Below are 24,570 nucleotides of genomic sequence, written 5' to 3' on the forward strand. Positions count from 1 at the left end.
TACCTGCGTAGTGATCCTGTTTACTGGCATTGATAGTGCCAAGAGCTGAGTCATTAGACAACAGTTTGTTTGTAATTTGTAATACTTTGAAACAACAAAAAGCCGAGTTGTTGTCCAACTCGGCTTTTTTAACAGACTTCAGGTGTGGTCGTTACGGTTTTTGCCGATACTTCTGATACAACTGGTTATGGCGGTTGTTCAGATCAACGAGGCGACCATCAATAAATAACCATGTTACTTTTTGTCCTAATTGATCCATTAGGTCACCATTCGATACTACCAACGAGGCTTGCTTACCCACCTCAAGTGAGCCGAGTTTATCGTCAACGCCCATCACTTGTGCCGGTTTCAGTGTGATAGCAGCTAACGCTTGATCGCGATCAAGGCCGTAGGCAACGGCATTACCCGCAGCAAAGGCTAGGTTACGGATGTCCCAATAACCCGGGTAGCTGATGGCGAAATTAACGCCGGCAGCAGCCAGTTGGCTTGGTGTGGCATAGGCTTGATCATAGGGCTCATCCAGACGACTTGGTAAGCCATACGGCGCGCCGTAAACAACGGTAATGTTCTGCGCGGCTAAACGCTCAGCAATACGCCAGGCATCGCGCGCGCCCATTAGTACCATATCGAAGCCATACTCGGCGGAAAAGTCGATGGCTTGCTCAATTTGGCGTTGATCATCAGCATGAATAAACAACTTGCTGGTTTGATCAAACAGTCCCAGCATAGCTTCCCAGCGTTGATCCGTTGCCGTTAACACGCCTGCTTGCTTGGCATCGTAATAGGCTTTAGCCTGCACAAAGGCACGCTCCAGATTGTTCCGAGCTTCGGCATTGGCCTTACGCTGCTCAGCCGGACTGCGGCGCTCCCACCATGCGTTATTCAAGCCAACCCGCGGCCAACTGACATGCACGCCAACATTCAATGCTTCAGCGCCATCTTCAAAGGTCCACGAATCGGTCTTCAGTAAGCTTGAACGGCCACGTATCAAATTACCTTGGGGCACAATTTGCGCGTGAGTGATACCGTTGAAACGTACCGTTGGGATGATTTCCGAATCTGGATTGAAGCCAATATGACCACTCACTTCTGGCGTGATCATACCGGTTTCTTGTTGGTCATCGGTAGCGCGAACAGCTTCAATTTCTACCAATCCCAAGGTCGTGTCTAAGGCGATTAGGCCTGGGTAAACATGCTGACCTGAAATATCCAGAACTTCAGTATTAGGCGGTAACGGAATATTGTTGCCAATAGCAATAATCTGACCATTTTCGAACAACAGGTCGGTATTGGCTAAGGTGCCATTAGTGACCGTGTGTAAAGTGCCACCTTGCAATAAAATTGGTTGGCTTTGCGGTGCGCCGGGCACCATGTCATGCGCTGCGGCCGATAGCGACAGGGCAGCCGTAAAAACGGCAGTCATTAATCGTTTCATTAGTGCTGTCCTCCATGTTGTGCATGGCTATGATCGCTATAAACCTGCCACCAAACATCGTGGTTATCCTCACAATGCCAAGTCGGCTGTTGTTTCTTATAGGCCTGCTCGGCGCCCATACGGTCGCCTTCTGGTGCCGCTAATAGCTTCTGCATTAAAGCCTGCTTTTCAGCTTCTACGGCCACTCGCATTTGTTGATCGAGCTCGCGGTCAAAGTATTTACGGCCGTTGATCCAAGTTTGTTGTGGTTGCGCATACGCACTCAGCGGATTGCTATTCCACAATACAAAGTCAGCATGCTTACCAGCACTGATGCTACCGACATATTGTTCTACTTTGAGCTGCTTCGCTGGATTCAAGGTGACCATTTTCAGTGCTTCATGTGGGTCCATCCCACAGTAAGTCACCGACTTGGCCGCTTCAGTATTAAGGCGACGTTGTAGGTCGTTACTATCCGAGTTGATACTGGTTAAAACGCCCTTCTCTGCCATTAAACAGGCATTTTGCGGAATCGCATCATAGACCTCGAACTTGTAAGCCCACCAATCGGCAAACGATGACGCACCAGCTCCGTGTTTAGCCATTTCTGAGGCCACTTTGTAGCCCTCTAAAATGTGCGTAAACGCAGTGATGGTGAAATCAAATTCCTCAGCCAAGCGTAACAGCATCAGAATTTCTGATTGCACGTACGAATGTGCGTGAACAAAACGCTTCGAATCAAGGATTTCGAGTAAGGTATTGAGGCGGTAATCAGGCCGCGGCGGTGCCACTTTAGCCTTCTCTGAGCGGCTTAGTTTGTTGTAAGCGGCTAACCGTTGTTGATACTCGATGGCGGCAGTAAAGCCATCACGCATGACGGTTTCGACACCCATCCGTGTTTGCGGATAACGAATGCTAAAGTTACTTCCCCAATTACTTTGTTTGACGTTTTCGCCGAGCGCAAATTTGATGCTCGGCGGTGCAGCATCAAATTTCAGCTCACTACCGGTAGCGCCCCAGCGCAATTTAATCACTTGCGCTTGGCCGCCGATCGGGTTGGCTGAACCGTGCAGCAATTGCGCAATGGTGGTACCGCCAGCAAGCGAACGATAAATATGGATATCATCGGGGTTAATGACGTCACCAATACGAACTTCAGCGGTAATCGCCTCTGAACCCTCGTTAACACCGCGATCAATGGCAATGTGCGAGTGTTCATCGATTAAGCCCGGTGTGACATGCAGCCCCGTCGCATCGATCACTTCATAACCTGATGGCGTACGTAAATCGGTACCGATCCGCTCAAAATTACCATTACGCACCAAGATATCAGCGTTTTCTAAAATACCTTGCTCATCGGCAGTCCAAATAGTCGCATTTTTAATATGAAGGTTTTGCCGCGCCGGCAATCCATCCAAGCCAAAGGCAACGTTCGGGAAAGTAACTTTACTGACATACTCAACTGTCGGTAATGGCTTATCCTTGCGTTCAGCTGGTTTCGTCATAGTAGCGCTAAACGCCAGCTGCTGACCATTCGGTGCCACAGCAACCCCGGCATAACCCTCTACTGTTTGTTGCTGCAGCCGCATGCGCCAGGCACCAGCGACACCATTAAAGTCGCCATCAACAACGAATTGTAAGGTTTCGTCATCACGCTGGGCATCACGAATTTTGGCGCTCTGCTCGCCCCGTTTTAGTTCACCACTAATACGTTTACCATCATTGATGGTCAATACCGCCTCTTGCTCAGCAATAGTCACGGTAAATTGGCCATCAAATGCCGCCCGACGCAATGGTTCAAGCTCAACCTCTTGGCCCTGTAACCAAACCGACTTGATGCGGCCATTGGTAAACAGATCACCGTCCGCAATGACAAAGTCAGCCATGAAACCTGGAGCAATTTTACCAGCCCGATCGGCCACACCAGCAATACTTGCAGGCACAGTAGTCAGTGCTGCTAGTGCACGGTCTTTATCTAAACCATGTTGAATAGCTTTACGAAGGTTGGGCCAAAACTCCTCGGCCTTTTTCAACTCATGCAAGGTAAACGAGAAATCTATATCTGCGCTGGCTAATGCTGCGGCATTACCTGGAGCACGCTCCCAATGGCGCAAATCAGCTAAACTGACATCAAGATGGTCATCGATACCGGCAACCTCAGGTGCAGCTGGAAAATTCAAGGGTAAGATCACGCGCGATTGCGTCGCCTTGATAGCATCTAGACGGGAATATTCATAACCTGACCCAACATAAGTCACTGGCACATCGAAAGCGCTAAAAACATCATGAGCGCGCAGCAATGACTTGTCATCAGTCACTTTAAACACCACCCCTTCTTGCTCAATAGAGCTCAAGTTGGCCAATGCCGCATTATACTCTACCGGACCATTATGGGCCTCTTTGCCAAAGGCCTGCTGATACCAATTAGCATCCGACAGGGTTTGCCGAATTAGCGCAATAGAACCCATCAGCGACGACGGGTACTGTTGTACCGAACTGCCTTTGTCAAACGAGCCAAAATGCCGCGCTTGGGCATTGTAGACGGTGTCATTAGCAATTCTATCAGCCAGCGATACGGTGACTGCCTGACCTTGAAAGATGCCATCTAAACGCGCACTTTGTACGGCTGTAAAACCCTGACTGATATAATCGCGCGCAGCTTTAGCATCGGTAGCGAGAGTGTCTACCCAATGGCGTTGTGCATGAATTGCGTCATTAGCGGCATTGCCACCTTCACGCTTATTGTTGTACACCGGTGGTGCGCTGCGTGGGCCACGACGAGCACCCTCAGCCGCTGCGGTGACGCCATAATTACTATAGGCATCAATAAAGCCCGGATAGATTACATGGCCACTCACATCAATAACCCGCGCACCCTCGGGGGCTTGGTTGTTGCGCTCAATGGCAACAATGCGCCCATTGCGAATGACTAATGTTGCGTTATTCAATTGTTTGCCAGGCTCGGTCACGATAGTTGCATTCTGTAACGCCACAAATGTGGACGAATTATCCTGCAACCCTTGCACTGGCGTAGTTTGCGACGCCATAACGGCTGCCGGTAAGGCAGCGGCGAGCGCTAACGCCAACTTGCTGAGGCGATTGCTACGGTTCATCTGGTTCCCCTTGTCAGGTTTAGCTTTTAGAATTAATACCCGTTATCATCGACTACAGTAAAGCCAGATGGCGCTTCGGTGCAATCTGTTTGGGGATGAAAAGCGTATTGCAATCGGTAAATAGCGTAAAACCTCTTTTTTCAGCAGGAGAAACGGAATGAAACAACACAAAATGGTGGTTATTGCAGCTGCGGTCAGTGTTTTAGTGAGTGCCGCAGTGTCTGCACAGAATGCCTTTAATGATGCCGATAAAGCGGTTGAATATCGGCAAAAAGCATTTTCGGTGATGCAAAATAACTTTGCTGCAATGGGTGATATGGTGCGCGGCGATGCCCCTTTCGATGCGGCAATTTTCGCGGCTCGGGCTGCCGATTTCGCCGCTATGACAACAATTCCATGGCCAGCATTTGATACTGCCGGTGCGCAACCAGGCAATAATTCTGACGCGCTGGCAGCCATTTGGTCCAATCGAGACGATTTTAATCAGCGTGCCGTAAAACTGCAGGCCGATGCCAAGGCTTTAGCTGAAATAGCTGCCGCGGGGGTCGAAGCCGATTCACGTAAAGCCTTTATGACGGCTGCGCGCAACTGCAAAGCCTGTCATGACCAATATAAAGATTAATTAATCCAGATAAATAATGCGTAGGCAGCTACGGCTGCCAACGCTATTCCAAGTAAACCATGGCGTAACTTGACCGAGCTAACGTCATGTCTGTAGCCATGAATCATAGTGCCGACTAAGGCAATACCGCGAAGTCGATACAGCACAATAGCCAACAGGTGAATCGCCACAGCTATCACTAACAGCTCAAAAATGAGTTCATGCACATCAACCATTTGCTCGGCGACATCACTACCCACAAGCGCTGCTAAGGGGCCAGCATAAAAGAACCCATCAGACGCCAGTAAACCACTTACAAACTGCGCCAACACTAGCAGCAACAGGATGACAACCGCCCAACCGCCTGCGGGATTATGACCGTTGCTGGCCTGATAGTGACCGCTCCGAAGTTCTTTTAAGTGCGCCATAACTGCTTTCGGGCCACGCACAAAGTGGCGAAAACGAGCCGACTCACTACCGAACACCCCCCACAAAATACGGCTGATCACTAAACCACCAAGTACCGGTGCCAAGCGCAGATGCCACTCCATGTAGTCGTTTTCAGCGGTCCACCACATGGCGACTAATAAAATCACCATCAGCCAATGGCTTAACCGCACAAAACCATCCCAAATTTTCACGCGTTGCATGCTTTCTCCGCTTTTGTTAGGGTGTCGTCGATAGCATAGACGAGGTCGCTAGCATGACTCAAGCGCAAGCCAACATTCTCATTGTCGAAGATGATTTTATCTCGCGCGAGGTACTTAAGGCGATGTTAACCTGCTATGAGGTTACCGTTCATTGTGCTGAAAACGCCCATCAAGCCATAACCATGGCTGCACAGCAGCAATTTGCCTTAGCGCTACTCGATCATGAACTCCCTGATAGCACAGGTATTGCTTTGTACCAACAACTGACGACCTATCAACCAGGTCTAGTGGCCGCGCTAGTTAGTTCGCACCCAGCGGAGCAACTGGCTCATGCAGCCACCGCGGTGGGTATCACCAAGGTACTCAGTAAGCCCCTCGACCCGCAGCAGTTAGCTGATTTGCTTGGCGTCGCCGGCTGCATCTAATAGACGCTGGGAATCTTCGAGGAAACGCTGGGAAAAATCGCCGAAATAGGCTTTAACTTCAGCGAACTTCGCAATAAATGCCGATTTATCGCCCGCTTGTAGTCGGCTCAAAATAGTTTCGAAACTACGTACATAGTCATTCATCATGGCAAAGGTATGCGGCTGCGATAAAATAATGTCGGCATAGAGCTCTGGATTTTGTGCAAATAAGCGCCCAACCATCATCAACTCTAAGCGATAAATAGGCGAACTTAAGCTCACTAACTGGGCCAAATCGACCTGTTGTTCGGCCAAATGTGCGCCATATACAAAGGTCGACAAGTGCCGCAGTACTTGAATAAAGCCCATAGCTTCATCATGTTCCGTGGCCGATATGTCACGAATATGTGCACCCCAACGAATGATACTATCAAGCAACCATTGATACTGCTCACGTTGACGGCCATGGCAGACAATCACTAATTGTTTCGCTAAGGTGGCTTGTTGTGGTCCAAACATTGGATGTAAACCAACCACTGGACCATTATGCTTGGCCAACATGGCCGCTAAAGGCTGCCCTTTGATACTGGTCAAGTCAGCGAGGATACAGTGCGCGGGTAACGCCGGCAGCCGTTCAATGAGAGCCACTGTAAGAGTAATAGGTACGGCAAACAGCACTAAATCAGCATCAGCACAGATAGTCTCAGCCTGATCCCAATCATTACGATCTAAACTCTGTACCTTGGCACCTGCTGATGAAAATAGTCGTACAAATAACCGTCCTAGGGCTCCTTCACCACCCACCACAACGATATTTTTGTGCTGTAAATGAACATCGGCAGCCTGCTGTTGCTGATAGGATTCACGGATCACTCGGCGCAACACATCTTCAATCAAATCCGCCGATAAACCAGCCTGTTGGGCTTGCTGGCGACGTAATTCAAGCATCTGCTGTTCACGCTCAGGCACGTACAGCGGCTGTCCGGCAGCACGTTTGATCACACCGACTTGTGCCACTAACTCACGTCGCCGTAACAGTAATTGCACCAGCTCACTATCAGCAGCATCGATTTGCTGCCGCAACTGTTGCAACTGCTCGCTTAACTGCGCCATACCCACTCCTCAAAACCGCCGCGTAAAGTGCTATTGTGCCTGAATTTTGCCATAAAAAAACCCGCCACATAATGAGGCGGGTTTTGCTGTAGCTTATGGCGAGATAATCGCTTTGGCTTACGACAACTTCTCGCGGATACGCGCAGATTTGCCTGAACGCTCGCGCAGGTAGTAAAGCTTGGCTTTACGTACGTCACCTTTGCGTTTCACAACGATGCTTTCAATAATTGGGCTGTGCACTTGGAATGAGCGCTCAACGCCTTCACCGTTAGAAATTTTACGTACCGTTACTGCTGAGTGCAGGCCACGGTTGCGCTTGCCAATAACCACGCCTTCAAATGCCTGAACGCGCTCGCGGTTACCTTCTTTAACCTTAACATTTACGACCACTGTATCGCCCGGAGCATAAGCCGGAAGGTCGGTTTTTAATTGCTCGTCTTCGATCGCTTTGATCAAATTTTGACTTACTTTTGCCATAATAGCCTCACTAATCTAGATTAACTGCCCGAGTCTGAATCAGCGGCGTGATACTGGGCGATAAACTCGCTTAACAAACGCTGCTGCTCGTCAGTCAGAGCTAGCTGATTTAACAATTCGGGGCGTCGTAGCCAGGTTCGACCTAACGACTGTTGTAACCGCCACCGACGTATTTGTTCATGGTTACCACTCAGTAATACCGGTGGCACCGCCTCACCATCTAAAACTTCTGGTCGTGTGTAGTGTGGACAATCCAATAAACCGCTAGCAAAAGAATCTTCACTGGCTGAATCTTGGTGCCCGAGAACCCCGGGTATTAATCGTGCTACTGCATCAATCAACACCATAGCAGGTAACTCACCGCCACTTAACACGTAATCACCTATCGACCATTCCTCATCAACGTGGCGTTTAATGACGCGTTCATCGATGCCTTCATAGCGACCGGCGATTAAGATCAAGCGCTCATGCTGCGCTAAATAAGCCGCTCCAGCATGGTCTAACTGGCGCCCTTGCGGTGATAAATAAATCACCTTGGTCTGTTGCCCGAGCTGTTGCTTGGCGGCGGCAATCGCATCAGTAAGCGGTTGCACCATCATCAACATTCCCGGACCACCACCATAGGGGCGATCATCCACAGTGCGATGGCGATCATGGGTAAAGTCGCGCGGGTTGGTTACCTGAATCGATAACAGCCCATCACGAACCGCCCTGCCTGTCACACCGTTGTCGGTAATTGCTTGGAACATCTCAGGAAAAAGGCTTATCACCCCAACCTGTAGCTGCTTAGCCATTAAAAATCCGACGGCCAGTCAACAGTGATACGTTTTGCTGCGCGGTCAACTGCAACCACATACAGACTTTGGATAAACGGAACTAACCGCTCCGAACGCCCAAACGCATCATTGCTATTCGCTTTCACTACCATCACATCATTCGATGCTGTGGCCATTAATTGGTCAACCACCCCCATGTCATAACCTTCGGTATTCACCACGGTCATGCCAATCAGGTCGCGCCAATAAAATTCATCCGCTGGCAATTCAGGTAGTTGGTCAGCGGCAATCACAATATCAGCACCAGTCATTAACTGAGCTTGGTCACGATCATCCACACCAACTAACTTCACAATCAGGCTTTTATTATGTCGACGCCATTCCTCGACTTGCGCTGTTTGTGCTTTACCCTGTCTTACGACATGCCACGGTTGATAATTAAAAATGGCGTCCGCATCATCGGTGTAACTTTGCACTTTCAACCAGCCTTTCACCCCATAAACAGCGCCAATTTGGCCTAATATGACGGTTTCAGATGTTGTTGTGCTCATTGCCACCACGTGCGTCTCGATAAAATCTATTAAGCCGCGCTGCGCGCGTCTTTAACTAGCTTAGCTACACGCTCAGACAGACCAGCGCCGTTAGCCACCCAGTGGTCAACACGGTCTAAATCAACACGTAACTTTTCTTCCTGGCCGCGAGCGACTGGGTTGAAGAAGCCTACATTTTCAATAAAACGACCATCGCGGGCATTGCGACTGTCGGTCACTACCATCTGGTAGAAGGGGCGTTTTTTCGCGCCACCACGTTGTAAACGAATGGTTACCATTACGTTCCTCGATACAGTTTTTAATGTTAAGTAAATAAAAATGCCTCCGACTAGACGACGTCTGAGCCAGAGAGCCCGGCAATTCTACTGATTTTTCGCTTGAATGCAAGTAAATCCTAGCGTTTCGGGAACATCCCAGGCGGCATTTTGCCACCCATGCCACCGAGGCTGCGCAGCATTTTTGCCATCCCGCCGCCCTTCATTTTTTTCATCATTTTTTGCATTTGCATAAATTGCTTAAGCAACTTATTAACATCTTGCACTTGCGTGCCTGAACCCGCAGCAATGCGCCGCTTACGCGAACCTTTAATTAAATCAGGGTGGCTACGCTCTTTCATGGTCATTGAGCTTATGATGGCTTCCATACGCACGGTCATTTTGTCGTCCATTTGGCCTTTCATCTGGCCACTCATTTGGCTCATGCCAGGGAGTTTATCCATTAGCCCCATCATGCCGCCCATAGAGCGCATTTGGGCTAATTGGTCACGAAAGTCATCGAGCGAAAACTGGCCATCTTTCATCACTCGTTTGGCGACTTGCTCGGCTTTTTGCCGGTCAATCTTACTTTCGAGTTCATCAATTAACGACAGTACATCACCCATACCGAGGATACGGGAAGCAATTCGCTCGGGATGAAATGGCTCCAACGCGGTGGTCTTTTCACCTACCCCAAGAAACTTAATCGGTTGACCGGTAATATGACGAATCGACAGCGCTGCACCACCCCGCGCATCACCATCGGTCTTGGTCAGAATTACCCCGGTTAACGGCAATGCTTCACTGAATGCCTTGGCGGTGTTTGCGGCATCTTGGCCGGTCATGGCATCGACCACAAACAGTGTTTCAATTGGCTTCACCGCCGCATGCAGCTGTTTGATTTCGGCCATCATTTGGTCATCAATGGCGGTACGGCCAGCGGTATCCACCAGCACCACGTCAAAGAATTTCTTGCGGGCAAAATCGATTGCTGCATTAGCTATGGCGACCGGTTGTTGTTCGGTAGACGACGGGAAGAATTCAACCTCAACTTCAGCAGCAAGGGTTTGCAACTGCTTAATAGCGGCCGGACGATACACGTCGGCGCTCACCACTAAGACCTTTTTCTTTAATTTCTCGCGCAAGTAGCGCGCCAACTTAGCTACGCTGGTGGTTTTACCCGCACCTTGTAAACCCGCCATCAGTACCACGGCCGGTGGTTGGGTGGATAAATTAATCGGTACATTGGCCGCGCCCATGGCTTGCTCGAGCTCTTGCTGAACAATTTTCACGAACACTTGACCCGGCGTTAGACTCTTATTAACTTCAGCCCCGACCGCTCGGGTTTTGACCCGCTCAATAAATTCACGCACCACAGGTAAGGCGACGTCAGCCTCAAGCAGGGCCATCCGCACTTCACGTAAGGTATCTTTAATATTTTCTTCGGTTAAGCGACCGCGACCACCAATATTACGGAGCGACTGCGTCAGCCGTTGGCTTAGATTTTCGAACATGCAATGACTCTCATTGACTGCAATTAAGTAATTTAATGGTGCCGAGTATATCGCAATTCAAGCAAAGTTTCCTGTTGCTATTGGGTTTAGCGTGAATCCTGCATATACTGCATGCATGCAATAATAAAGGTGTTCTCATGCTTAGCTTGCTTGTTCTCACTGTTGCGCTTTATGGCGCTAGCTCAGTGTTGTTATGGCGTCAGTTACGACAGCCGAAAGTAGCGCCTACGCTGCTTTGGGTATTACCAGCTATGGCCCTGGCTGGGCATGCGTATCTGTTGTGGAATCACCTCGAACTCGACCACTTTGATCATTTTAATATCACCACCAGTCTGAGTACTGTTGCCTTTATGGTGGCCTTACTATCCTTGCTGCGTAGCGGTCGCAGCGGTGGTTTATTATTACGCCCTGTGATTTATATTTTTGCCGCCGCCAGTGTGGTGTTGATGTACTACAGCCCAACCAACTGGGGCGCACAAGTCAGTCATCAACAAGGGCTAATTTTGCACATCATCCTATCGTTAGTCGCCTATGCTATCTTGGTGATGGCCACCTTATACGCTATACAATTGCTGTATTTAAATTATTTGCTAAAACATCATCGCGCCACCTTAGTCAGTCATCAATTACCGCCATTGATGACTGTTGAACGCTACTTTTTTCGGCTGCTCACCACTGGCACATTAGTGCTCTTTGTCGCCCTAGCAACTGGTTTCGTCTTCCTCAATGATATGTTCGCGCAAGGCCAAGCACATAAAACGATATTAAGCCTGATAGCCGCTACACTGTATTTGATTGTGGTGGTGTGTCACGGGCTGCTGCACATTCGTGGCCGCCTGCTGGTTATGACCAGTGTCATAGCAGGGGCGGTGCTTACTCTGGCCTATTTTGGCAGCCGTTTTGTAAAAGACGTGTTACTTTCCGCTTGACTTGGTTTACCAGCCCATTAGAGTAGTCAACTAGACTTCCAATACAGGATTATTTCTTGGACCAGATCACCACTTCCACCCTGCTCATCATTCTGGGTGTATTGTTGTTCATGTCGGCCTATTTCTCCGGCTCCGAAACTAGCATGATGTCAGTCAACCGTTACCGCCTGCGGCACTTAGCGCAACAAGGTAATGCCGGGGCCAAGCGCGTTCAATTTTTACTCGACCGCCCAGACCGCCTGATTAGTCTCATCCTCATTGGTAACAACTTAGTAAATATTGCCGCATCCGCCATTGCGACCATCATCTGTTTACGCTGGTTTGGTGACGCCGGCATCGTGGTCGCTACTTTTGGTTTGACCCTGATCGTACTGATCTTTGCCGAAGTAACCCCAAAAACCATTGCCGCGCTGCATCCAGAGCGTATTGCCTTCCCCAGCTCGATGATCCTAAAGCCACTACTACGGATCATGCACCCATTGGTGCTTGCAGTGAACTTTTTCACCAACGGTGTAATGCGCCTACTCGGCATTAATCCCAATAAAACCAATGGCCAAGACGCGCTGAGCTCAGAAGAATTGCGTACCGTAGTGAACGAAGCTAAATCAATGATCCCATCCGGTCATGCGGATATGTTACTGAGTATTCTCGATTTAGAAAAAGTGACAGTTGAGGATGTGATGATTCCACGATCTGAAATCAGCGGTATTGATGCGCAAGACGACATGCGCACCATCATCAAACAGCTATCACAAGCCCAGCATACCCGTATCTTGCTCTATCGTGGTGAAATTGATGATGCCATAGGCTTCCTCCACGCCCGCGATATCATGCAAATGATCAGCAAAAGTAACGACCTCGACAAGAGTGAACTGATCCGCTCAGCACGCGACATTTACTATGTGCCCGAAGGCACCGCATTAAACGTGCAACTGCTCAAGTTCCAGCGCAACAAAGAACGTATTGGCCTAGTGGTTGACGAATATGGCGATATTCAGGGCTTGGTCACTCTGGAAGATATTTTGGAAGAAATTGTTGGTGACTTTACCACCAATATTGCCCCAGAACCCAGCGAAACGGTGCAGCGCTTGAGCGATGGTTCGGTGATCGTTGAAGGCGCCGCCAACATTCGCGACTTAAATAAAGAAATGAAATGGAAGTTACCCACCGATGGCCCGAAAACCCTGAGCGGCTTGGTGATTGAGCAATTAGGCGATATCCCGCGTAGTCAATTGTGTTTACAAATTGTCGGCCACCGCATTGAAGTTTTAGAAAGCAGCGAGAATATGGTCAAACGGGTGAAGTTTCTGCCCACGGGTAAAGCCAAAGCCAAGAAAAAATAAACCATTAGAACAGTAGACGCCAAAACCACCCGCGTTTTAAATCATCTTCACAGGTTTTTAGTTGTGCCGCGTAGGTTTTTGCGCGACTATCGACCCGTTTAGCGGTACTGATTAACCATTGCTTCTGCAGATAGGTTTTACGCTTATAACCGCCCCAACCCTCGTGATAATTTAAATACTGACCATATGCGTCCCACTTCGATACACCGTTGACGCTATGGCTTTTACTGATAAACCAACCCATAAAATCAATCGCATCATCAAAATCACTGCGTGATGCCCAGCTGCGTCCGGTTTCGCGTTGATAGTCGTCCCAGGTTGGCGTTTTGGCTTGCGAATAGCCATAAGCACTGCTCACCCGCCCCCACGGAATAATCCATAAAATGTAATCTTTCGGTGGTTTCGCATCGTGTTTAAACGAGCTCTCTTGATACATCATTGCCATGGGGACGTGGATGGGTACACCCCAACTGTCGCGCATTGCCGCGGCAGCATCGTACCAATCACGTTTTTCGTAGAAGATCTCGCAGATATTATCGGGCTGCTCGGGCGGCGAAGTGCTACAGCCCGCCAGCGTCAATAACGTCACTGCGACGAACAGAATGCTGGGCTTGCTTATGCCGGTCGCCATGCGTCACGACACTCCGGGCTAGCACAGCAGGCTTTACGGAAATAATCCTGCAAATAATCATCGAAACTGGTGTTTTGATCCTGCGCTTCACGCTGCTGTTGCTGCGCCCAGGATTGCTGACTCCATTGCTCAAATTGCTCGATGCTGTAGAAACTCAGTGGTTTTTGCAACTGCTGACGATAGTGCCGCGCCAGCTGCATACCAAAGCGGCCGTTATCGATATTCTGCTCAGTAAGAATACGCATCACTTGGCCAGATAGCGTCAATTCAGGATTCAGCACCGCACGATATTGTTCCGCAATCACTTGCTGATAAGCGTCACCGCCATGCGCCTGATCAAGCACTTGAGCGATAGCTTGAAAATCGGCAAATAACTCTTCTAACCAATCGGCCAGTGGCCGTTCATGGTCATTGTGCAGCAGGGTTAAGCGTGGATTGCGGCCATCTAATACCACTCGATTAAAGTTACGTTCGGTTTGCTGCTGCTCAGCCTTGGACATGTCTGGGCTCGGTTGCAGCAGACAATACAGCAGCAACATATCCAGCAGGCGAATTTGATCGGCGGTAATACCAATCGGACTAAACGGGTTGACGTCTAACGCACGTACCTCAATGTACTCAATGCCACCGCGCTCTAATGCTTGGGTTGGCGTTTCGCCGCCTTGGCTCACGCGCTTGGGCCGAATGGTTGAGTAAAACTCGTTTTCGATTTGCAGAATATTGCTATTGAGCTGATGGTATTCACCATCCACTTTCACGCCAATCGAGGCAAACTGTTTGGATGGTGTAGAAATAGCGCTGCGTAAGCCGGCAACATACTCGCTGATCGAGTTATAACTGATAGCTAAGTCGGCCTGCTCTTTATTGGTATAGCCCAAATCGCTCATACGCAGCGATGTACCATAAGGACGATAAAGTGTGCCGGTGGCATGTTTTTCTAGTGCAATGGTGCCTTCAGTGTGCTGTAAAAATGACTGACACAAGGCGGGTGAAGCGCCAAATAGATAAGGAATCAACCAACATACCCGCTTGTAGTTACGGATCAAGCCGAGGTATCCCGCCGAAATAAAGGTAGTATCGGCGCTTTGTTGCTGTTGCGCGGCGAGGCTTTGCCACAGCTGAGTCGGTAATGAGAAGTTATAGTGCACACCGGCAATAATTTGCATGGCGCCGCCGTAACGATAGGTCAGCCCGCGCCGATACAAAGTTTTCATACGGCCACTATGCGAGCTACCGTAGCGAGCAATTTGAATATCTTCCGCGGCACCCACTACACAAGGCATGCTCAGCGGCCACAACAGCTCATCACCGAGGTGCTGATACGTGTAACTATGAATGTCGGTCAACTGCGCCAAGGTTTGCTCAATACTGTGAGCAACCGGGGTGATAAATTCTAATAAGTTTTCGGCGTAATCGGTGGTGATGTACGGGTGGGTCAAGGTTGCGCCAAGCGCCTCTGGGTGCCCAGTCTGAGCCAAGTGACCATTCGCGGTGATACGCAAGCCCTCGCGCTCAATGCCGCGACTAAGCTGCGTTAAGGCATTCTGGTTGGCTGGTTGCGCGAGCTGCTGCAAAGCGTGTTGAAAAGCTGACTGCAAAATTGAACCCTACTTGTCATTTTGATGGCCATGATGACCGCAAGCTTACTTGGGAAAGCTCGCTCCGTCTAGGTTAGCGCACCGAAATCTGGCTATTTACTGTCTTGGCGCAAGCCTTCAGTCGTGGCATGATAACAACTCACTTCGCTTACCTTGGATTGCCATCATGAACGCTAAGCCAAGCTTAAATCAGCAGCTACAACAAATGCAGCAAGCTATTGCTGAAGCTGAGCAAGCCAATCAAGCGAAAAGTGAATTTCTGGCTAACATTAGTCATGAAATACGAACTCCGATCAATGCTATTTTAGGAATGACGCAATTAACCCTAAAAACAGCGCTTGATGACAAGCAATATGGCTACCTGAAATCTATCGAAAGCTCCTCGAAAATCTTGCTTGGTATCATTAATGACCTGCTCGACTTCGCCAAGCTAGAGGCCGACAAACTCAGTATCGAGAAGATCCCTTTTGACCTTGAAGAGGTACTCGGTAATTTGGCCGACATGTTCGCCTTTCGTGCCTATGATAAAAATCTCGAATTTATTATTAACCTACCCACCAATATTCCAACGCGACTCATTGGCGACCCGCTGCGCATTAATCAAGTACTGGTCAATTTAGTCAGCAATGCCATCAAATTTACTGAGCACGGCGAAATTGTGGTGTCAGCAACATTGCTTGACCTGACCGAGCAAGAAGTCTATTTACGACTTTCGGTGACCGATACCGGCATTGGTATGGACGAAGCACAACGAGCAAAATTATTTCAGGCCTTTAGTCAAGCTGATAGCTCCACCACCCGCAAATATGGTGGCACTGGGCTTGGCTTAGCCATCAGCCAACGCATCGTTAAGCTCATGAATCAACATGGTATGGGCGTGACCAGTAGCGTCGGTCAAGGTACCACGTTTTTTCTTGAACTAACCTTGCCACTGCAGCCACAGCCAGATTCTGATGCACGCTTATTGCTGTTACCGCGGCTAGCAGGTCAACACGTGTTAGTGATTGAGGATAACCTGACCACTCGCGAAATGGTCACCGAGTTGCTGCGTAGCTTTGAAGTGAATGTACGCACCTGCCGTAGCGCCGAAGAAGCGTTATTATTGGCGCAACAACAAAACTTCGACGCGATTTTGGTCGATTGGCAGTTACCCGGTATGAGCGGTCTGGAATTCTGTCAGGATATGCTGGCACACCAAAATAGTGCCAAACTAATTTTAGCAACCAGCTACCATGCGCATGAATTATTAGCTGAAGCGCGACAGCTCGGAGTGCATGAACACATCGTCAAGCCTTACACCAGCTTAGCCTTGATTCAAGTGCTGTGCTCTGCTTTGGCACTGACTAAAGCCCCGGCGAACGCACTTACAGAGCACCCTGATCAAGCCTTGCAGGGGCTCCCGGTGCTGTTGGTCGAAGACAATGATATAAACGCCTTGATTGCCCGAGAAATGCTGCAACACGCCGGCTTAGTGGTGGATCTTGCCCACCATGGTGAAGAAGCTATCACCATGGTCGATAGCAAAGACTACGCTTTGGTACTCATGGACATTCAAATGCCGGTTATGGATGGCCTAACCGCCGCAGAGCATATCCGCAGTAAGTTTTCCTACCAGCAATTACCGTTAATTGCCATGACCGCTAACAGTAGCACCGATGATATTGAACGTTCCCTGGCGGCCGGTATGCAGGACCACATCAGTAAACCAATTGACGAAAAAATATTACTACAAACAGTGCAAAAATGGGCCTTGCGCAGCAGTTACAATGGTGCCAATGATAATCCCGACAGCCACGCCAATCATCGCCATGAGCGGCCCAGTTATCCGCGTCACCGCGATATCGACTTCAACACCGCGCTTGAGCGTTTGCAGCACAATATTGGTTTGTACGTAAACTTGATTGATCGTTTACAACAGGATTATCAACATGCACCGCAGCAAGTGGTTGACTTGTTGGCAAAAGGTCAACACCAACAAGCGCAACGCTTCTTTCATTCGCTTAAAGGTGCCGCCGCTAATCTCGGCTTAACCCGGTTGCATGTGGTAGCTGGGCAACTAGAACAGCTGATGGCCGCGGGCGAATTAGATTTATTAGCAGACCTTATCACCAAACTCGATCCGCTCCTCAATCAGGCACAATCCGCTGCCGCCGACTTAGTGCTGTGGCATCAACGCATCCAGAAACAAGGTAATCACGCATCATGACACGATTTTTATTTGTTATTCCGCTGCTACTCAGTATCGCTTGGCTACTATATCTGCGCCTCAACGGTTGGAGCTTACGCCAAGGCCTACGTGGCTTTATCTATATTGCAGTAGTTAGCGGCTTTATTGCATTGGCTTATACCTTGTTGTGGTGGTTAACCAATCAACGCTAGTAAGATCCCCGCCGCTACCGCTGAACCAAGCACCCCAGCTACATTTGGACCCATAGCATGCATCAATAGGTAGTTATTCGCATTAGCCTCTAAACCTACCTTATTCACCACTCGCGCAGCCATCGGTACCGCCGATACGCCGGCGGCACCAATAAGCGGGTTGATGGGCTGGCTACTGAGTTTATTCATCAATTTTGCCATCAATACGCCAGCTGCAGTGCCAATCGAAAAGGCCACAGCGCCTAGCACCAAGATACCTACCGTCTGCAGTGATAAAAACTCATCAGCCGATAGCTTTGAACCGACCGCTAGACCAAGGAAAATGGTCACAATATTAATTAATTCGTTTTGCGCGGTTTTGCTTAAACGGTCAACCACCCCGGCTTCGCGCATTAAGTTGCCGAAACAGAACATACCGACCAACGGTGTCGCCGTGGGTAAAAATAGCAATGTCAGCGCCAGCACGGCCAACGGGAACAGAATTTTTTCACGGCGCTCTACCGGGCGAAGCTGCTGCATGGTGATACTACGCTCTGAAGCAGTGGTCAGTAATTTCATAATGGGCGGCTGAATAATGGGCACCAACGCCATATACGAGTATGCCGCCACCGCTATCGCACCAAGCAATTCAGGAGCTAACTTGGAGGCTAAAAAAATTGCCGTAGGGCCATCAGCACCGCCGATAATTGCAATTGCAGCGGCATCGGCTAAGGTGAATTCAAAGCCTGGCAAGGCATTGAGGGCTATAGCACCCAAGAGCGTGGCGAAAATTCCGAATTGCGCCGCGCCGCCCAGCAGTAAGGTGCGTGGATTGGCTAATAACGGGCCGAAATCCGTCATCGCTCCCACCCCCATAAAAATTAGTAGTGGGAATACGCCGGTTTCAATACCAACCGCATAAATCGCATAGAGAATGCCACCGGGATCAGCTAAACCAGCGCCCGGTATGTTAGCCAAAATGGCACCAAAGCCAATGGGCAGTAGCAATAACGGTTCAAACTTTTTATGAATAGCCAGGTACAAGAGTAACGCACCGACCGCCATCATGATCGCGGCACCCCAGGTCATTGCCGCCAGACCGGTGCTTTGCCATAAAATGATCAGGCGCTCCATAATTAGCCTGCCACACTTAACATGACATCGCCTACCGCTACGCTATCACCTTCGCGCACATGAATATGGCTGACCTCGCCGCTATGCTGGGCTTTGATATCGGTTTCCATTTTCATCGCTTCAAGAATCATCACTACTTCACCGGCTTGTACCTGTTGACCGGCTTTCACCAGTACCTTAAAGACATTACCTGCTAGCGGTGCAGTTACGTCGCTACTAGAACCCGACGGAGCTGCTGCTGGCGTGGCTGATTGAGCTTTAGTCGCCGGCGTTTTAACGTTTTGCGCTGCAATGCGCAAACTATCCCGCGGGCCTACCTCAACCTGGTAGACCACGCCATCGACTTTCACCGCATAGCTTTCGATGGCTGTATCTGCGCTTGTTTGTGGTGGCGCGACTGGGGCGCTGTCCGCTGCCGCAGATGGCTCCGGCTCAAAGGCACTGGCATCGCCGCGGTGTTGCAAAAACTTCAGACCAATTTGCGGAAATAAGGCGTAGGTCAATACATCATCGACTTCAGCCTCGGCCAGAGTAAATGACTTTTCTTTGGCATGTTTTTTCAGTTCTGCCGTTAAACGCTCGAGCTCGGGCTCTAATAAATCGGCTGGACGTACGGTAATGGGTTCATCGCCCTGCAAAACTTGCTGTTGTAGCTCTTTATTCACCGCCGCTGCAGTTGCGCCATACTCACCCCGAAGTACCCCGCGGGTTTCCTTCGATAACGAGCTATAGCGCTTGCCACTGAGGACATTTAAAACCGCTTGAGTACCGACAATTTGTGAGGTCGGTGTAACCAATGGAATAAAGCCTAAATCTTCCCGTACACGCGGTATTTCAGCCAGCACCTCATCAAACTTATCCAATGCTCCCTGCTCTTTCAGCTGATTCTCCATATTCGTCAACATGCCGCCGGGTACTTGTGCAGTTAAAATACGCGCGTCAACGCCTTTGAGCGAGCCCTCGAACTGGGCATATTTTTTCCGCACAGCACGAAAGTGATCAGCAATAGGCTGCAACGCAGTCAGGTCTAAACCACTGTCGCGATCCGTGCCTTCGGTCATGGCGACCAATGTCTCAGTGGCAGTGTGGCCATAGGTCATGCTCATGGAAGAAATAGCGGTATCAAGAATATCGATGCCCGCTTCAATAGCCTTTTGGTAAGTGGCGGTGCTCAAGCCGGTGGTGGCATGACATTGCATGGCGATAGGAACCGCCACCGTTTGTTTCAGCGCGGTGATCAGTTCAAACGCCGCTTGTGGCCGCAACAACCCAGCCATATCTTTAATACAAATAGAATCACTGCCCATGTCTTCTAAGCGCTTCGCCATATCTAACCAGGTTTGCAGGGTATGGACTGGGCTTACGGTATACGACAAAGTACCCTGCGCATGACCGTCAACAGCTTTTGCCGCTTTGATTGCGGTGGCAAGGTTACGTACATCGTTCATGGCATCAAAAATTCGAAATACATCAACGCCATTTGTTTTAGCGCGTTCAACAAAGCGCATCACCACATCGTCAGCATAATGTCGATAACCGAGTAAATTCTGACCACGTAAAAGCATCTGCTGAGGGGTTTTTGGCATAGCTTTTTTCAGCTCGCGAATACGCTCCCATGGGTCTTCACCTAAATAGCGAATAGCAGCATCAAAGGTCGCACCGCCCCAAGATTCCATTGACCAATAGCCAATATCATCAAGTGCTGCAGCCATCGGCAACATATCATCTAAACGGAAACGGGTGGCCAATAAAGATTGATGCGCATCGCGGAGCACTAATTCAGTGAGTTTAATCGGTGTGGTCATCCTTTGACTCCTTATTATTTGTGATTGCTGCGATAGCGTTTCACAGCGGCGCTTATTGCCGCTATGTGAGCAGCAGGCGGAGAATTTGGTGCTGTTACTGAGGCTGCCGCAGCAGCTGGCTTGGCCGCAGTTAGGTAGCTTAATAGTTGCATAGCAACCAACAACAGCACTAAGAACACGAACACCGCGCCCATACCAGTAATCATGATCATGAATGCTTCAACGAAAGCTGCGCTCATTGGTGTTCTCGCTTGTGTAAGTTTTGTTAAAATTGACACTGCGACCAAGCATAGCACATGCACTTTGCCCGATGCGAATAGGCATCGTTATAGAGACTATTGATGGATTAAATAATGGGGCAACGCTTACTACAGACTATGGGATTTAAATCTAGCAGGCTAATGGCGCACTCGGGAGGGCTCGAACCTCCAACCGCTCGGTTCGTAGCCGAGTACTCTATCCAGTTGAGCTACGAGTGCATATTAGGTTGGTAACGACGTGGCGCACTCGGGAGGGCTCGAACCTCCAACCGCTCGGTTCGTAGCCGAGTACTCTATCCAGTTGAGCTACGAGTGCGTTGTCGTGTTGTGCACAAATGGCGGTGAGGGAGGGATTCGAACCCTCGATAGGGCTATAAACCCTATACTCCCTTAGCAGGGGAGCGCCTTCAGCCGCTCGGCCACCTCACCACTTGTTTGTGGCGTTGAATGATAGCGGCACTGGCAATAATGTCAAACGATTTTTTCTGAATTGCCGTGCGTTTGTGGGAATTTTGAACATCTCGCTTAAAATAACCGCACAACGCCTCATTTTCATCGAACTGCGCCAACTAAGGTGAACTGGCGCACAGACAAAAAAGCTGACCACTATGGGTCAGCTTTTGCTTACTGAAGGCTCAGCTATTGTTCTGCTTGTCACCATCATCATGTTCAGCTTGGATGCGGTTATAGATTTCTTCGCGATGAACAGAGACTGTTTTTGGTGCATTGACGCCGATCCGAACTTGGTTGCCTTTCACACCCAAAACCGTGACCGTAACCTCATCACCAATCATCAAGGTCTCACCCACTCGACGGGTTAAGATCAACATTGTCTGACTCCTTCAATACATCTCTCAATGCCCGCTGTCGTTGATAAAAATTACCACAACAACGGACCGCTAAAGGGCAATCGTGTTACGCATTCACCGATATCACGATTGTTATAGTAAACCGCTTAGGTCTTGCGCACAAGACCAGTTCATACCAAGAGCACAAATATTTTAGTGCGTGCCAAACTGCTGTTCGAGGTAGTCACGGGCCGCTTGCAACGCCGCGTCAATTCGCCCAGTATCGGTACCGCCAGCCTGAGCCAGGTCAGGTCGACCGCCGCCCTTACCACCGACTTCAGCAGCTGCTCGGCTAATGATATCACCAGCTTTAACCTGTGCTGTTAAGTCATTAGTGACACCAGCTATCAGTGCAACTTTGTCATTGCTGGCTACGGCTAATACCACAACACCGCTACCAATTTGATTTTTCAAATCGTCGACCATGCTACGTAGAGCCTTTTGATCTACGTCATGCAGTTGCGCCAAGATCACCTTGTGCTCGCCAAAGTGTAGTGCTTGTCCCACTAAATCGCCACCAGCTTGCGCGGCTAGCTTTTGTTGTAATTCAGCGATAGTCTTCTCTAGACCTTTACTGCGCTCAACCAAGGCGACCACACGTTCGGTCAGCTGTGCGGGATCAGCCTTAAACAACGCTGCTGCAGCGCGTAACTGCTGTTGCTGAGTCAAACTGTAGCGCGCCGCCTGCATACCGGTAACCGCCTCGATACGGCGCACACCAGAAGCAATACCAGACTCACTAACTATGCGGAACTGGCCAATATCGCCGGTACGCTCTACATGGGTACCGCCGCAGAGTTCTAAGGAATAGTCGCCCATGCGCACAACCCGCACTACATCATCATATTTTTCGCCAAACAGGGCCATCGCACCGGCTTGTTTGGCTTGTTCAATTGGCATGTAGTTGATATCAAGCACATGGTTATTGATAATTTCTTGGTTGACTTGGCGCTCAATAGCATCCAATTGCTCTGCGGTCACTGCCGAAAAATGAGCAAAGTCGAAACGCAAGCGCTCGGCACTGACCAGTGAGCCCTTCTGATTCACATGTTCACCAAGTAAATTACGCAACGCCGCATGCAATAAGTGCGTGGCGGAATGGTGACGCTTGATCGCTTCACGCCGCGCTTGATCAATTTCAGCAGCGACGCGGTCCCCCACTTTCAAGGCCACATCACTACGGCCATGGTGAGCAATCGCCTTACCGATGTATTGAGTATCTTCCACCACAAAAGCGCCGCCATTAGCGACTAATTTACCTTGGTCACCAATTTGGCCACCGCTCTCTGCATAAAATGGTGTACTCGCAAGTACCACGATACCTTGCTGACCGGCATCGAGTTGCGTTACCGCTTTACCATCAACAAACAATTCAACCACTTGGCTGCTGGCAGCTGTATCGGCGTAACCAACAAATTCACTGCGCTGCGACGATTTCAGGCGTTCGTTGTAATCCATACCAAATTGTGAGGCTTGCTGCGCACGTTGACGCTGTTGCTCCATTGCGGCTTGAAAACCGTCTTCATCAATGGTGAGTTGCTTTTCACGGGCGATATCAGCGGTTAAATCGAGCGGGAAGCCGTAGGTGTCATACAGCTTAAACACCACATCACCGGGGATCACGGTTCCGTCAAGCTGGCTCAATGCATCCTGTAAAATCCCCAAGCCACGCTCAAGGGTCTTACCAAACTGCTCTTCTTCGCGCGCTAATGCTTGTTCAATAATGGTGCGTTTGGTTACCAGCTCTGGATATGCTTGGCCCATCTGCGTGGCCAGCTCGGCCACCAGTTTATGGAAAAAACCAACCTGCGCGCCGAGCATGCTGCCATGACGCGCGGCGCGGCGAATAATACGGCGCAGCACATAACCACGGCCTTCATTCGATGGCATCACACCATCGGCAATTAAGAAACTGCATGAACGAATGTGGTCGGCAATAACCCGCAGCGATTTATTGCCCAAATCATCACAACCAATGATTTTAGCGGCCGCACGAATCAATGCATCAAAGGTATCAATTTCATAGTTGCTGTGCACATGTTGCAATACCGCAGCAATCCGTTCCAAGCCCATACCGGTATCTACCGAAGGTTTCGGTAATGGCAACAACGTGCCGTCGGCCTGACGGTTATATTGCATGAATACTAAGTTCCAGATCTCGATGTAGCGGTCACCGTCTTCTTCTGGGGTTCCTGGCGGGCCGCCCCATACCTCTGGACCATGATCGTAGAAAATTTCTGAACACGGACCACAAGGGCCAGTATCACCCATGGCCCAGAAGTTATCTTTGGCGCCTATGCGTGCGATACGATCGGTAGGGACACCAATTTCGTTGGCCCAAATGGCGTACGCTTCATCGTCTTCAGTGAATACCGTTACCCAAAGTTTCTCAGCGGGTAACTTGAGTACGCCGGTTAAGAACTCCCAGGCGTATTGAATGGCTTCACGCTTAAAGTAGTCGCCAAAGCTGAAATTACCGAGCATTTCGAAGAAGGTGTGGTGGCGGGCCGTGTAACCGACGTTTTCCAGGTCATTGTGTTTGCCACCGGCACGCAAGCAGCGTTGTGACGATACTGCACGGGTATAATCGCGCTTATCATCGCCTAAAAACACATCTTTAAATTGCACCATACCCGCGTTGGTGAATAACAGCGTTGGGTCGTTACCTGGTACCAATGAAGCCGATGCCACACGCTGGTGACCGCGCTCAGCAAAGTAATGTAAAAACGCTTCACGGATTTCCGCACTGCTCATAGTCATGCACAACACCCTAGTCATTCGGTTGAAATTATCAGCT

General features: G+C 49.6%; 22 protein-coding genes and 3 tRNA genes. 6 read left to right on the forward strand and 19 right to left on the reverse strand.

Annotated elements, in window-relative coordinates; all coding sequences use genetic code 11:
- Positions 1–151: 151 nt before the first annotated feature.
- Together EFO84_RS05460 and EFO84_RS05465 are read right to left on the reverse strand one after the other, a co-directional pair.
- Positions 152–1,435, reverse strand: coding sequence for an amidohydrolase family protein (locus tag EFO84_RS05460; protein WP_127347057.1), 1,284 nt, complete (start codon positions 1,433–1,435; stop codon positions 152–154).
- Complete coding sequence (locus EFO84_RS05465) at positions 1,435–4,527, reverse strand: amidohydrolase family protein (RefSeq protein WP_127347058.1); 3,093 nt, start codon at positions 4,525–4,527, stop codon at positions 1,435–1,437. The genes EFO84_RS05460 and EFO84_RS05465 overlap by 1 nt, the downstream gene beginning before the upstream one ends.
- Positions 4,528–4,684: 157 nt before the next feature.
- On the opposite strand from EFO84_RS05465, the gene EFO84_RS05470 reads away from it, so the two are divergent.
- On the forward strand, positions 4,685–5,149 hold the full coding sequence (locus EFO84_RS05470; RefSeq protein ID WP_127347059.1) for a c-type cytochrome: 465 nt from the start codon (positions 4,685–4,687) through the stop codon (positions 5,147–5,149).
- On the opposite strand, the gene EFO84_RS05475 is transcribed toward EFO84_RS05470, so the two are convergent.
- Positions 5,146–5,778: a cytochrome b/b6 domain-containing protein gene (locus tag EFO84_RS05475; protein WP_127347060.1), complete on the reverse strand. Its 633-nt coding sequence runs from the start codon at positions 5,776–5,778 to the stop codon at positions 5,146–5,148. The two genes, EFO84_RS05470 and EFO84_RS05475, sit on opposite strands and share 4 nt — an antisense overlap.
- Before the next feature lie 53 nt (positions 5,779–5,831).
- On the opposite strand from EFO84_RS05475, the gene EFO84_RS05480 reads away from it, so the two are divergent.
- Positions 5,832–6,203, forward strand: a complete 372-nt coding sequence (locus tag EFO84_RS05480; RefSeq protein ID WP_127347061.1) for a response regulator — start codon at positions 5,832–5,834, stop codon at positions 6,201–6,203.
- Here the strand turns inward: EFO84_RS05480 and tyrA are convergent.
- From tyrA to ffh, 6 genes are all read right to left on the reverse strand, one after another.
- Positions 6,168–7,295, reverse strand: a complete 1,128-nt coding sequence (gene tyrA, locus EFO84_RS05485) for a bifunctional chorismate mutase/prephenate dehydrogenase (RefSeq protein ID WP_127347062.1) — start codon at positions 7,293–7,295, stop codon at positions 6,168–6,170. The genes EFO84_RS05480 and tyrA overlap by 36 nt on opposite strands.
- A 117-nt stretch (positions 7,296–7,412) precedes the next feature.
- A complete protein-coding gene (rplS, locus tag EFO84_RS05490) occupies positions 7,413–7,772 on the reverse strand; it encodes a 50S ribosomal protein L19 (protein ID WP_127347063.1) in 360 nt (119 codons plus the stop codon).
- Between the two features lie 20 nt (positions 7,773–7,792).
- Positions 7,793–8,566 (reverse strand): tRNA (guanosine(37)-N1)-methyltransferase TrmD, encoded by a 774-nt coding sequence (gene trmD / locus EFO84_RS05495; protein ID WP_127347064.1) that lies wholly within the window; start codon positions 8,564–8,566, stop codon positions 7,793–7,795.
- Positions 8,566–9,099 (reverse strand): ribosome maturation factor RimM, encoded by a 534-nt coding sequence (gene rimM, locus EFO84_RS05500; protein ID WP_127347065.1) that lies wholly within the window; start codon positions 9,097–9,099, stop codon positions 8,566–8,568. Before rimM ends, trmD begins: the two co-directional genes overlap by 1 nt.
- A gap of 29 nt (positions 9,100–9,128) precedes the next feature.
- Positions 9,129–9,377: a 30S ribosomal protein S16 gene (gene rpsP / locus EFO84_RS05505; RefSeq protein WP_127347066.1), complete on the reverse strand. Its 249-nt coding sequence runs from the start codon at positions 9,375–9,377 to the stop codon at positions 9,129–9,131.
- A gap of 116 nt (positions 9,378–9,493) precedes the next feature.
- Complete coding sequence (ffh, locus tag EFO84_RS05510; protein ID WP_127347067.1) at positions 9,494–10,867, reverse strand: signal recognition particle protein; 1,374 nt, start codon at positions 10,865–10,867, stop codon at positions 9,494–9,496.
- Between the two features lie 137 nt (positions 10,868–11,004).
- Between ffh and EFO84_RS05515 the strand changes: the two genes are divergently transcribed.
- Both EFO84_RS05515 and EFO84_RS05520 read left to right on the forward strand, forming a co-directional pair.
- Positions 11,005–11,796: a cytochrome C assembly family protein gene (locus EFO84_RS05515; protein ID WP_127347068.1), complete on the forward strand. Its 792-nt coding sequence runs from the start codon at positions 11,005–11,007 to the stop codon at positions 11,794–11,796.
- A 56-nt stretch (positions 11,797–11,852) separates the two neighbouring features.
- Entirely contained in the window at positions 11,853–13,139 is a 1,287-nt protein-coding gene (locus EFO84_RS05520) for an HlyC/CorC family transporter (RefSeq protein WP_127347069.1), read from the forward strand.
- A 4-nt stretch (positions 13,140–13,143) separates the two neighbouring features.
- Here EFO84_RS05520 and EFO84_RS05525 read toward each other — a convergent pair whose 3' ends face one another.
- Both EFO84_RS05525 and gshA read right to left on the reverse strand, forming a co-directional pair.
- Entirely contained in the window at positions 13,144–13,770 is a 627-nt protein-coding gene (locus EFO84_RS05525; protein ID WP_127347070.1) for a transglycosylase SLT domain-containing protein, read from the reverse strand.
- The gene (gene gshA, locus EFO84_RS05530) at positions 13,755–15,368 is read right to left on the reverse strand and encodes a glutamate--cysteine ligase (protein ID WP_127347071.1); all 1,614 of its coding nucleotides are present in this window, start codon (positions 15,366–15,368) and stop codon (positions 13,755–13,757) included. Before gshA ends, EFO84_RS05525 begins: the two co-directional genes overlap by 16 nt.
- Positions 15,369–15,534: 166 nt before the next feature.
- On the opposite strand from gshA, the gene EFO84_RS05535 reads away from it, so the two are divergent.
- Positions 15,535–17,574 (forward strand): hybrid sensor histidine kinase/response regulator, encoded by a 2,040-nt coding sequence (locus EFO84_RS05535; RefSeq protein WP_127347072.1) that lies wholly within the window; start codon positions 15,535–15,537, stop codon positions 17,572–17,574.
- Complete coding sequence (locus EFO84_RS11690; RefSeq protein WP_164742386.1) at positions 17,571–17,747, forward strand: hypothetical protein; 177 nt, start codon at positions 17,571–17,573, stop codon at positions 17,745–17,747. Before EFO84_RS05535 ends, EFO84_RS11690 begins: the two co-directional genes overlap by 4 nt.
- Here EFO84_RS11690 and EFO84_RS05540 read toward each other — a convergent pair.
- The 8 genes from EFO84_RS05540 to alaS form a co-directional block, all read right to left on the reverse strand.
- On the reverse strand, positions 17,730–18,860 hold the full coding sequence (locus EFO84_RS05540; protein WP_127347073.1) for a sodium ion-translocating decarboxylase subunit beta: 1,131 nt from the start codon (positions 18,858–18,860) through the stop codon (positions 17,730–17,732). The genes EFO84_RS11690 and EFO84_RS05540 overlap by 18 nt on opposite strands.
- A 2-nt stretch (positions 18,861–18,862) precedes the next feature.
- Positions 18,863–20,665 (reverse strand): sodium-extruding oxaloacetate decarboxylase subunit alpha, encoded by a 1,803-nt coding sequence (oadA, locus tag EFO84_RS05545; protein WP_127347074.1) that lies wholly within the window; start codon positions 20,663–20,665, stop codon positions 18,863–18,865.
- A gap of 14 nt (positions 20,666–20,679) precedes the next feature.
- Entirely contained in the window at positions 20,680–20,904 is a 225-nt protein-coding gene (locus EFO84_RS05550; RefSeq protein WP_127347075.1) for an OadG family transporter subunit, read from the reverse strand.
- Positions 20,905–21,067: 163 nt separating this feature from the next.
- Positions 21,068–21,144 (reverse strand) — tRNA-Arg (locus tag EFO84_RS05555).
- Positions 21,145–21,164: 20 nt separating this feature from the next.
- Positions 21,165–21,241: transfer RNA gene (locus EFO84_RS05560), tRNA-Arg, on the reverse strand.
- 20 nt (positions 21,242–21,261) lie between these two features.
- Positions 21,262–21,354: transfer RNA gene (locus EFO84_RS05565), tRNA-Ser, on the reverse strand.
- 206 nt (positions 21,355–21,560) lie between these two features.
- Positions 21,561–21,755 (reverse strand): carbon storage regulator CsrA, encoded by a 195-nt coding sequence (gene csrA, locus EFO84_RS05570; RefSeq protein ID WP_127347076.1) that lies wholly within the window; start codon positions 21,753–21,755, stop codon positions 21,561–21,563.
- 171 nt (positions 21,756–21,926) lie between these two features.
- Complete coding sequence (alaS, locus tag EFO84_RS05575) at positions 21,927–24,533, reverse strand: alanine--tRNA ligase (protein WP_127347077.1); 2,607 nt, start codon at positions 24,531–24,533, stop codon at positions 21,927–21,929.
- Positions 24,534–24,570 lie beyond the last annotated feature (37 nt).

Source organism: Pseudidiomarina mangrovi (assembly GCF_003999375.1).
GTDB classification, from domain to species: domain Bacteria; phylum Pseudomonadota; class Gammaproteobacteria; order Enterobacterales; family Alteromonadaceae; genus Pseudidiomarina; species Pseudidiomarina mangrovi.

What these genes read in the sequence shown, in the direction of transcription:
- EFO84_RS05460 (WP_127347057.1), bottom strand. Translation starts at nt 1,435, where the DNA reads ATGAAACGATTAATGACTGCCGTTTTTACGGCTGCCCTGTCGCTATCG.
- EFO84_RS05465 (WP_127347058.1), bottom strand. Translation starts at nt 4,527, where the DNA reads ATGAACCGTAGCAATCGCCTCAGCAAGTTGGCGTTAGCGCTCGCCGCT.
- EFO84_RS05470 (WP_127347059.1), top strand. Translation starts at nt 4,685, where the DNA reads ATGAAACAACACAAAATGGTGGTTATTGCAGCTGCGGTCAGTGTTTTA.
- EFO84_RS05475 (WP_127347060.1), bottom strand. Translation starts at nt 5,778, where the DNA reads ATGCAACGCGTGAAAATTTGGGATGGTTTTGTGCGGTTAAGCCATTGG.
- EFO84_RS05480 (WP_127347061.1), top strand. Translation starts at nt 5,832, where the DNA reads ATGACTCAAGCGCAAGCCAACATTCTCATTGTCGAAGATGATTTTATC.
- tyrA (WP_127347062.1), bottom strand. Translation starts at nt 7,295, where the DNA reads ATGGCGCAGTTAAGCGAGCAGTTGCAACAGTTGCGGCAGCAAATCGAT.
- rplS (WP_127347063.1), bottom strand. Translation starts at nt 7,772, where the DNA reads ATGGCAAAAGTAAGTCAAAATTTGATCAAAGCGATCGAAGACGAGCAA.
- trmD (WP_127347064.1), bottom strand. Translation starts at nt 8,566, where the DNA reads ATGGCTAAGCAGCTACAGGTTGGGGTGATAAGCCTTTTTCCTGAGATG.
- rimM (WP_127347065.1), bottom strand. Translation starts at nt 9,099, where the DNA reads ATGAGCACAACAACATCTGAAACCGTCATATTAGGCCAAATTGGCGCT.
- rpsP (WP_127347066.1), bottom strand. Translation starts at nt 9,377, where the DNA reads ATGGTAACCATTCGTTTACAACGTGGTGGCGCGAAAAAACGCCCCTTC.
- ffh (WP_127347067.1), bottom strand. Translation starts at nt 10,867, where the DNA reads ATGTTCGAAAATCTAAGCCAACGGCTGACGCAGTCGCTCCGTAATATT.
- EFO84_RS05515 (WP_127347068.1), top strand. Translation starts at nt 11,005, where the DNA reads ATGCTTAGCTTGCTTGTTCTCACTGTTGCGCTTTATGGCGCTAGCTCA.
- EFO84_RS05525 (WP_127347070.1), bottom strand. Translation starts at nt 13,770, where the DNA reads ATGGCGACCGGCATAAGCAAGCCCAGCATTCTGTTCGTCGCAGTGACG.
- EFO84_RS05535 (WP_127347072.1), top strand. Translation starts at nt 15,535, where the DNA reads ATGAACGCTAAGCCAAGCTTAAATCAGCAGCTACAACAAATGCAGCAA.
- EFO84_RS11690 (WP_164742386.1), top strand. Translation starts at nt 17,571, where the DNA reads ATGACACGATTTTTATTTGTTATTCCGCTGCTACTCAGTATCGCTTGG.
- EFO84_RS05540 (WP_127347073.1), bottom strand. Translation starts at nt 18,860, where the DNA reads ATGGAGCGCCTGATCATTTTATGGCAAAGCACCGGTCTGGCGGCAATG.
- oadA (WP_127347074.1), bottom strand. Translation starts at nt 20,665, where the DNA reads ATGACCACACCGATTAAACTCACTGAATTAGTGCTCCGCGATGCGCAT.
- EFO84_RS05550 (WP_127347075.1), bottom strand. Translation starts at nt 20,904, where the DNA reads ATGAGCGCAGCTTTCGTTGAAGCATTCATGATCATGATTACTGGTATG.
- csrA (WP_127347076.1), bottom strand. Translation starts at nt 21,755, where the DNA reads ATGTTGATCTTAACCCGTCGAGTGGGTGAGACCTTGATGATTGGTGAT.
- alaS (WP_127347077.1), bottom strand. Translation starts at nt 24,533, where the DNA reads ATGACTATGAGCAGTGCGGAAATCCGTGAAGCGTTTTTACATTACTTT.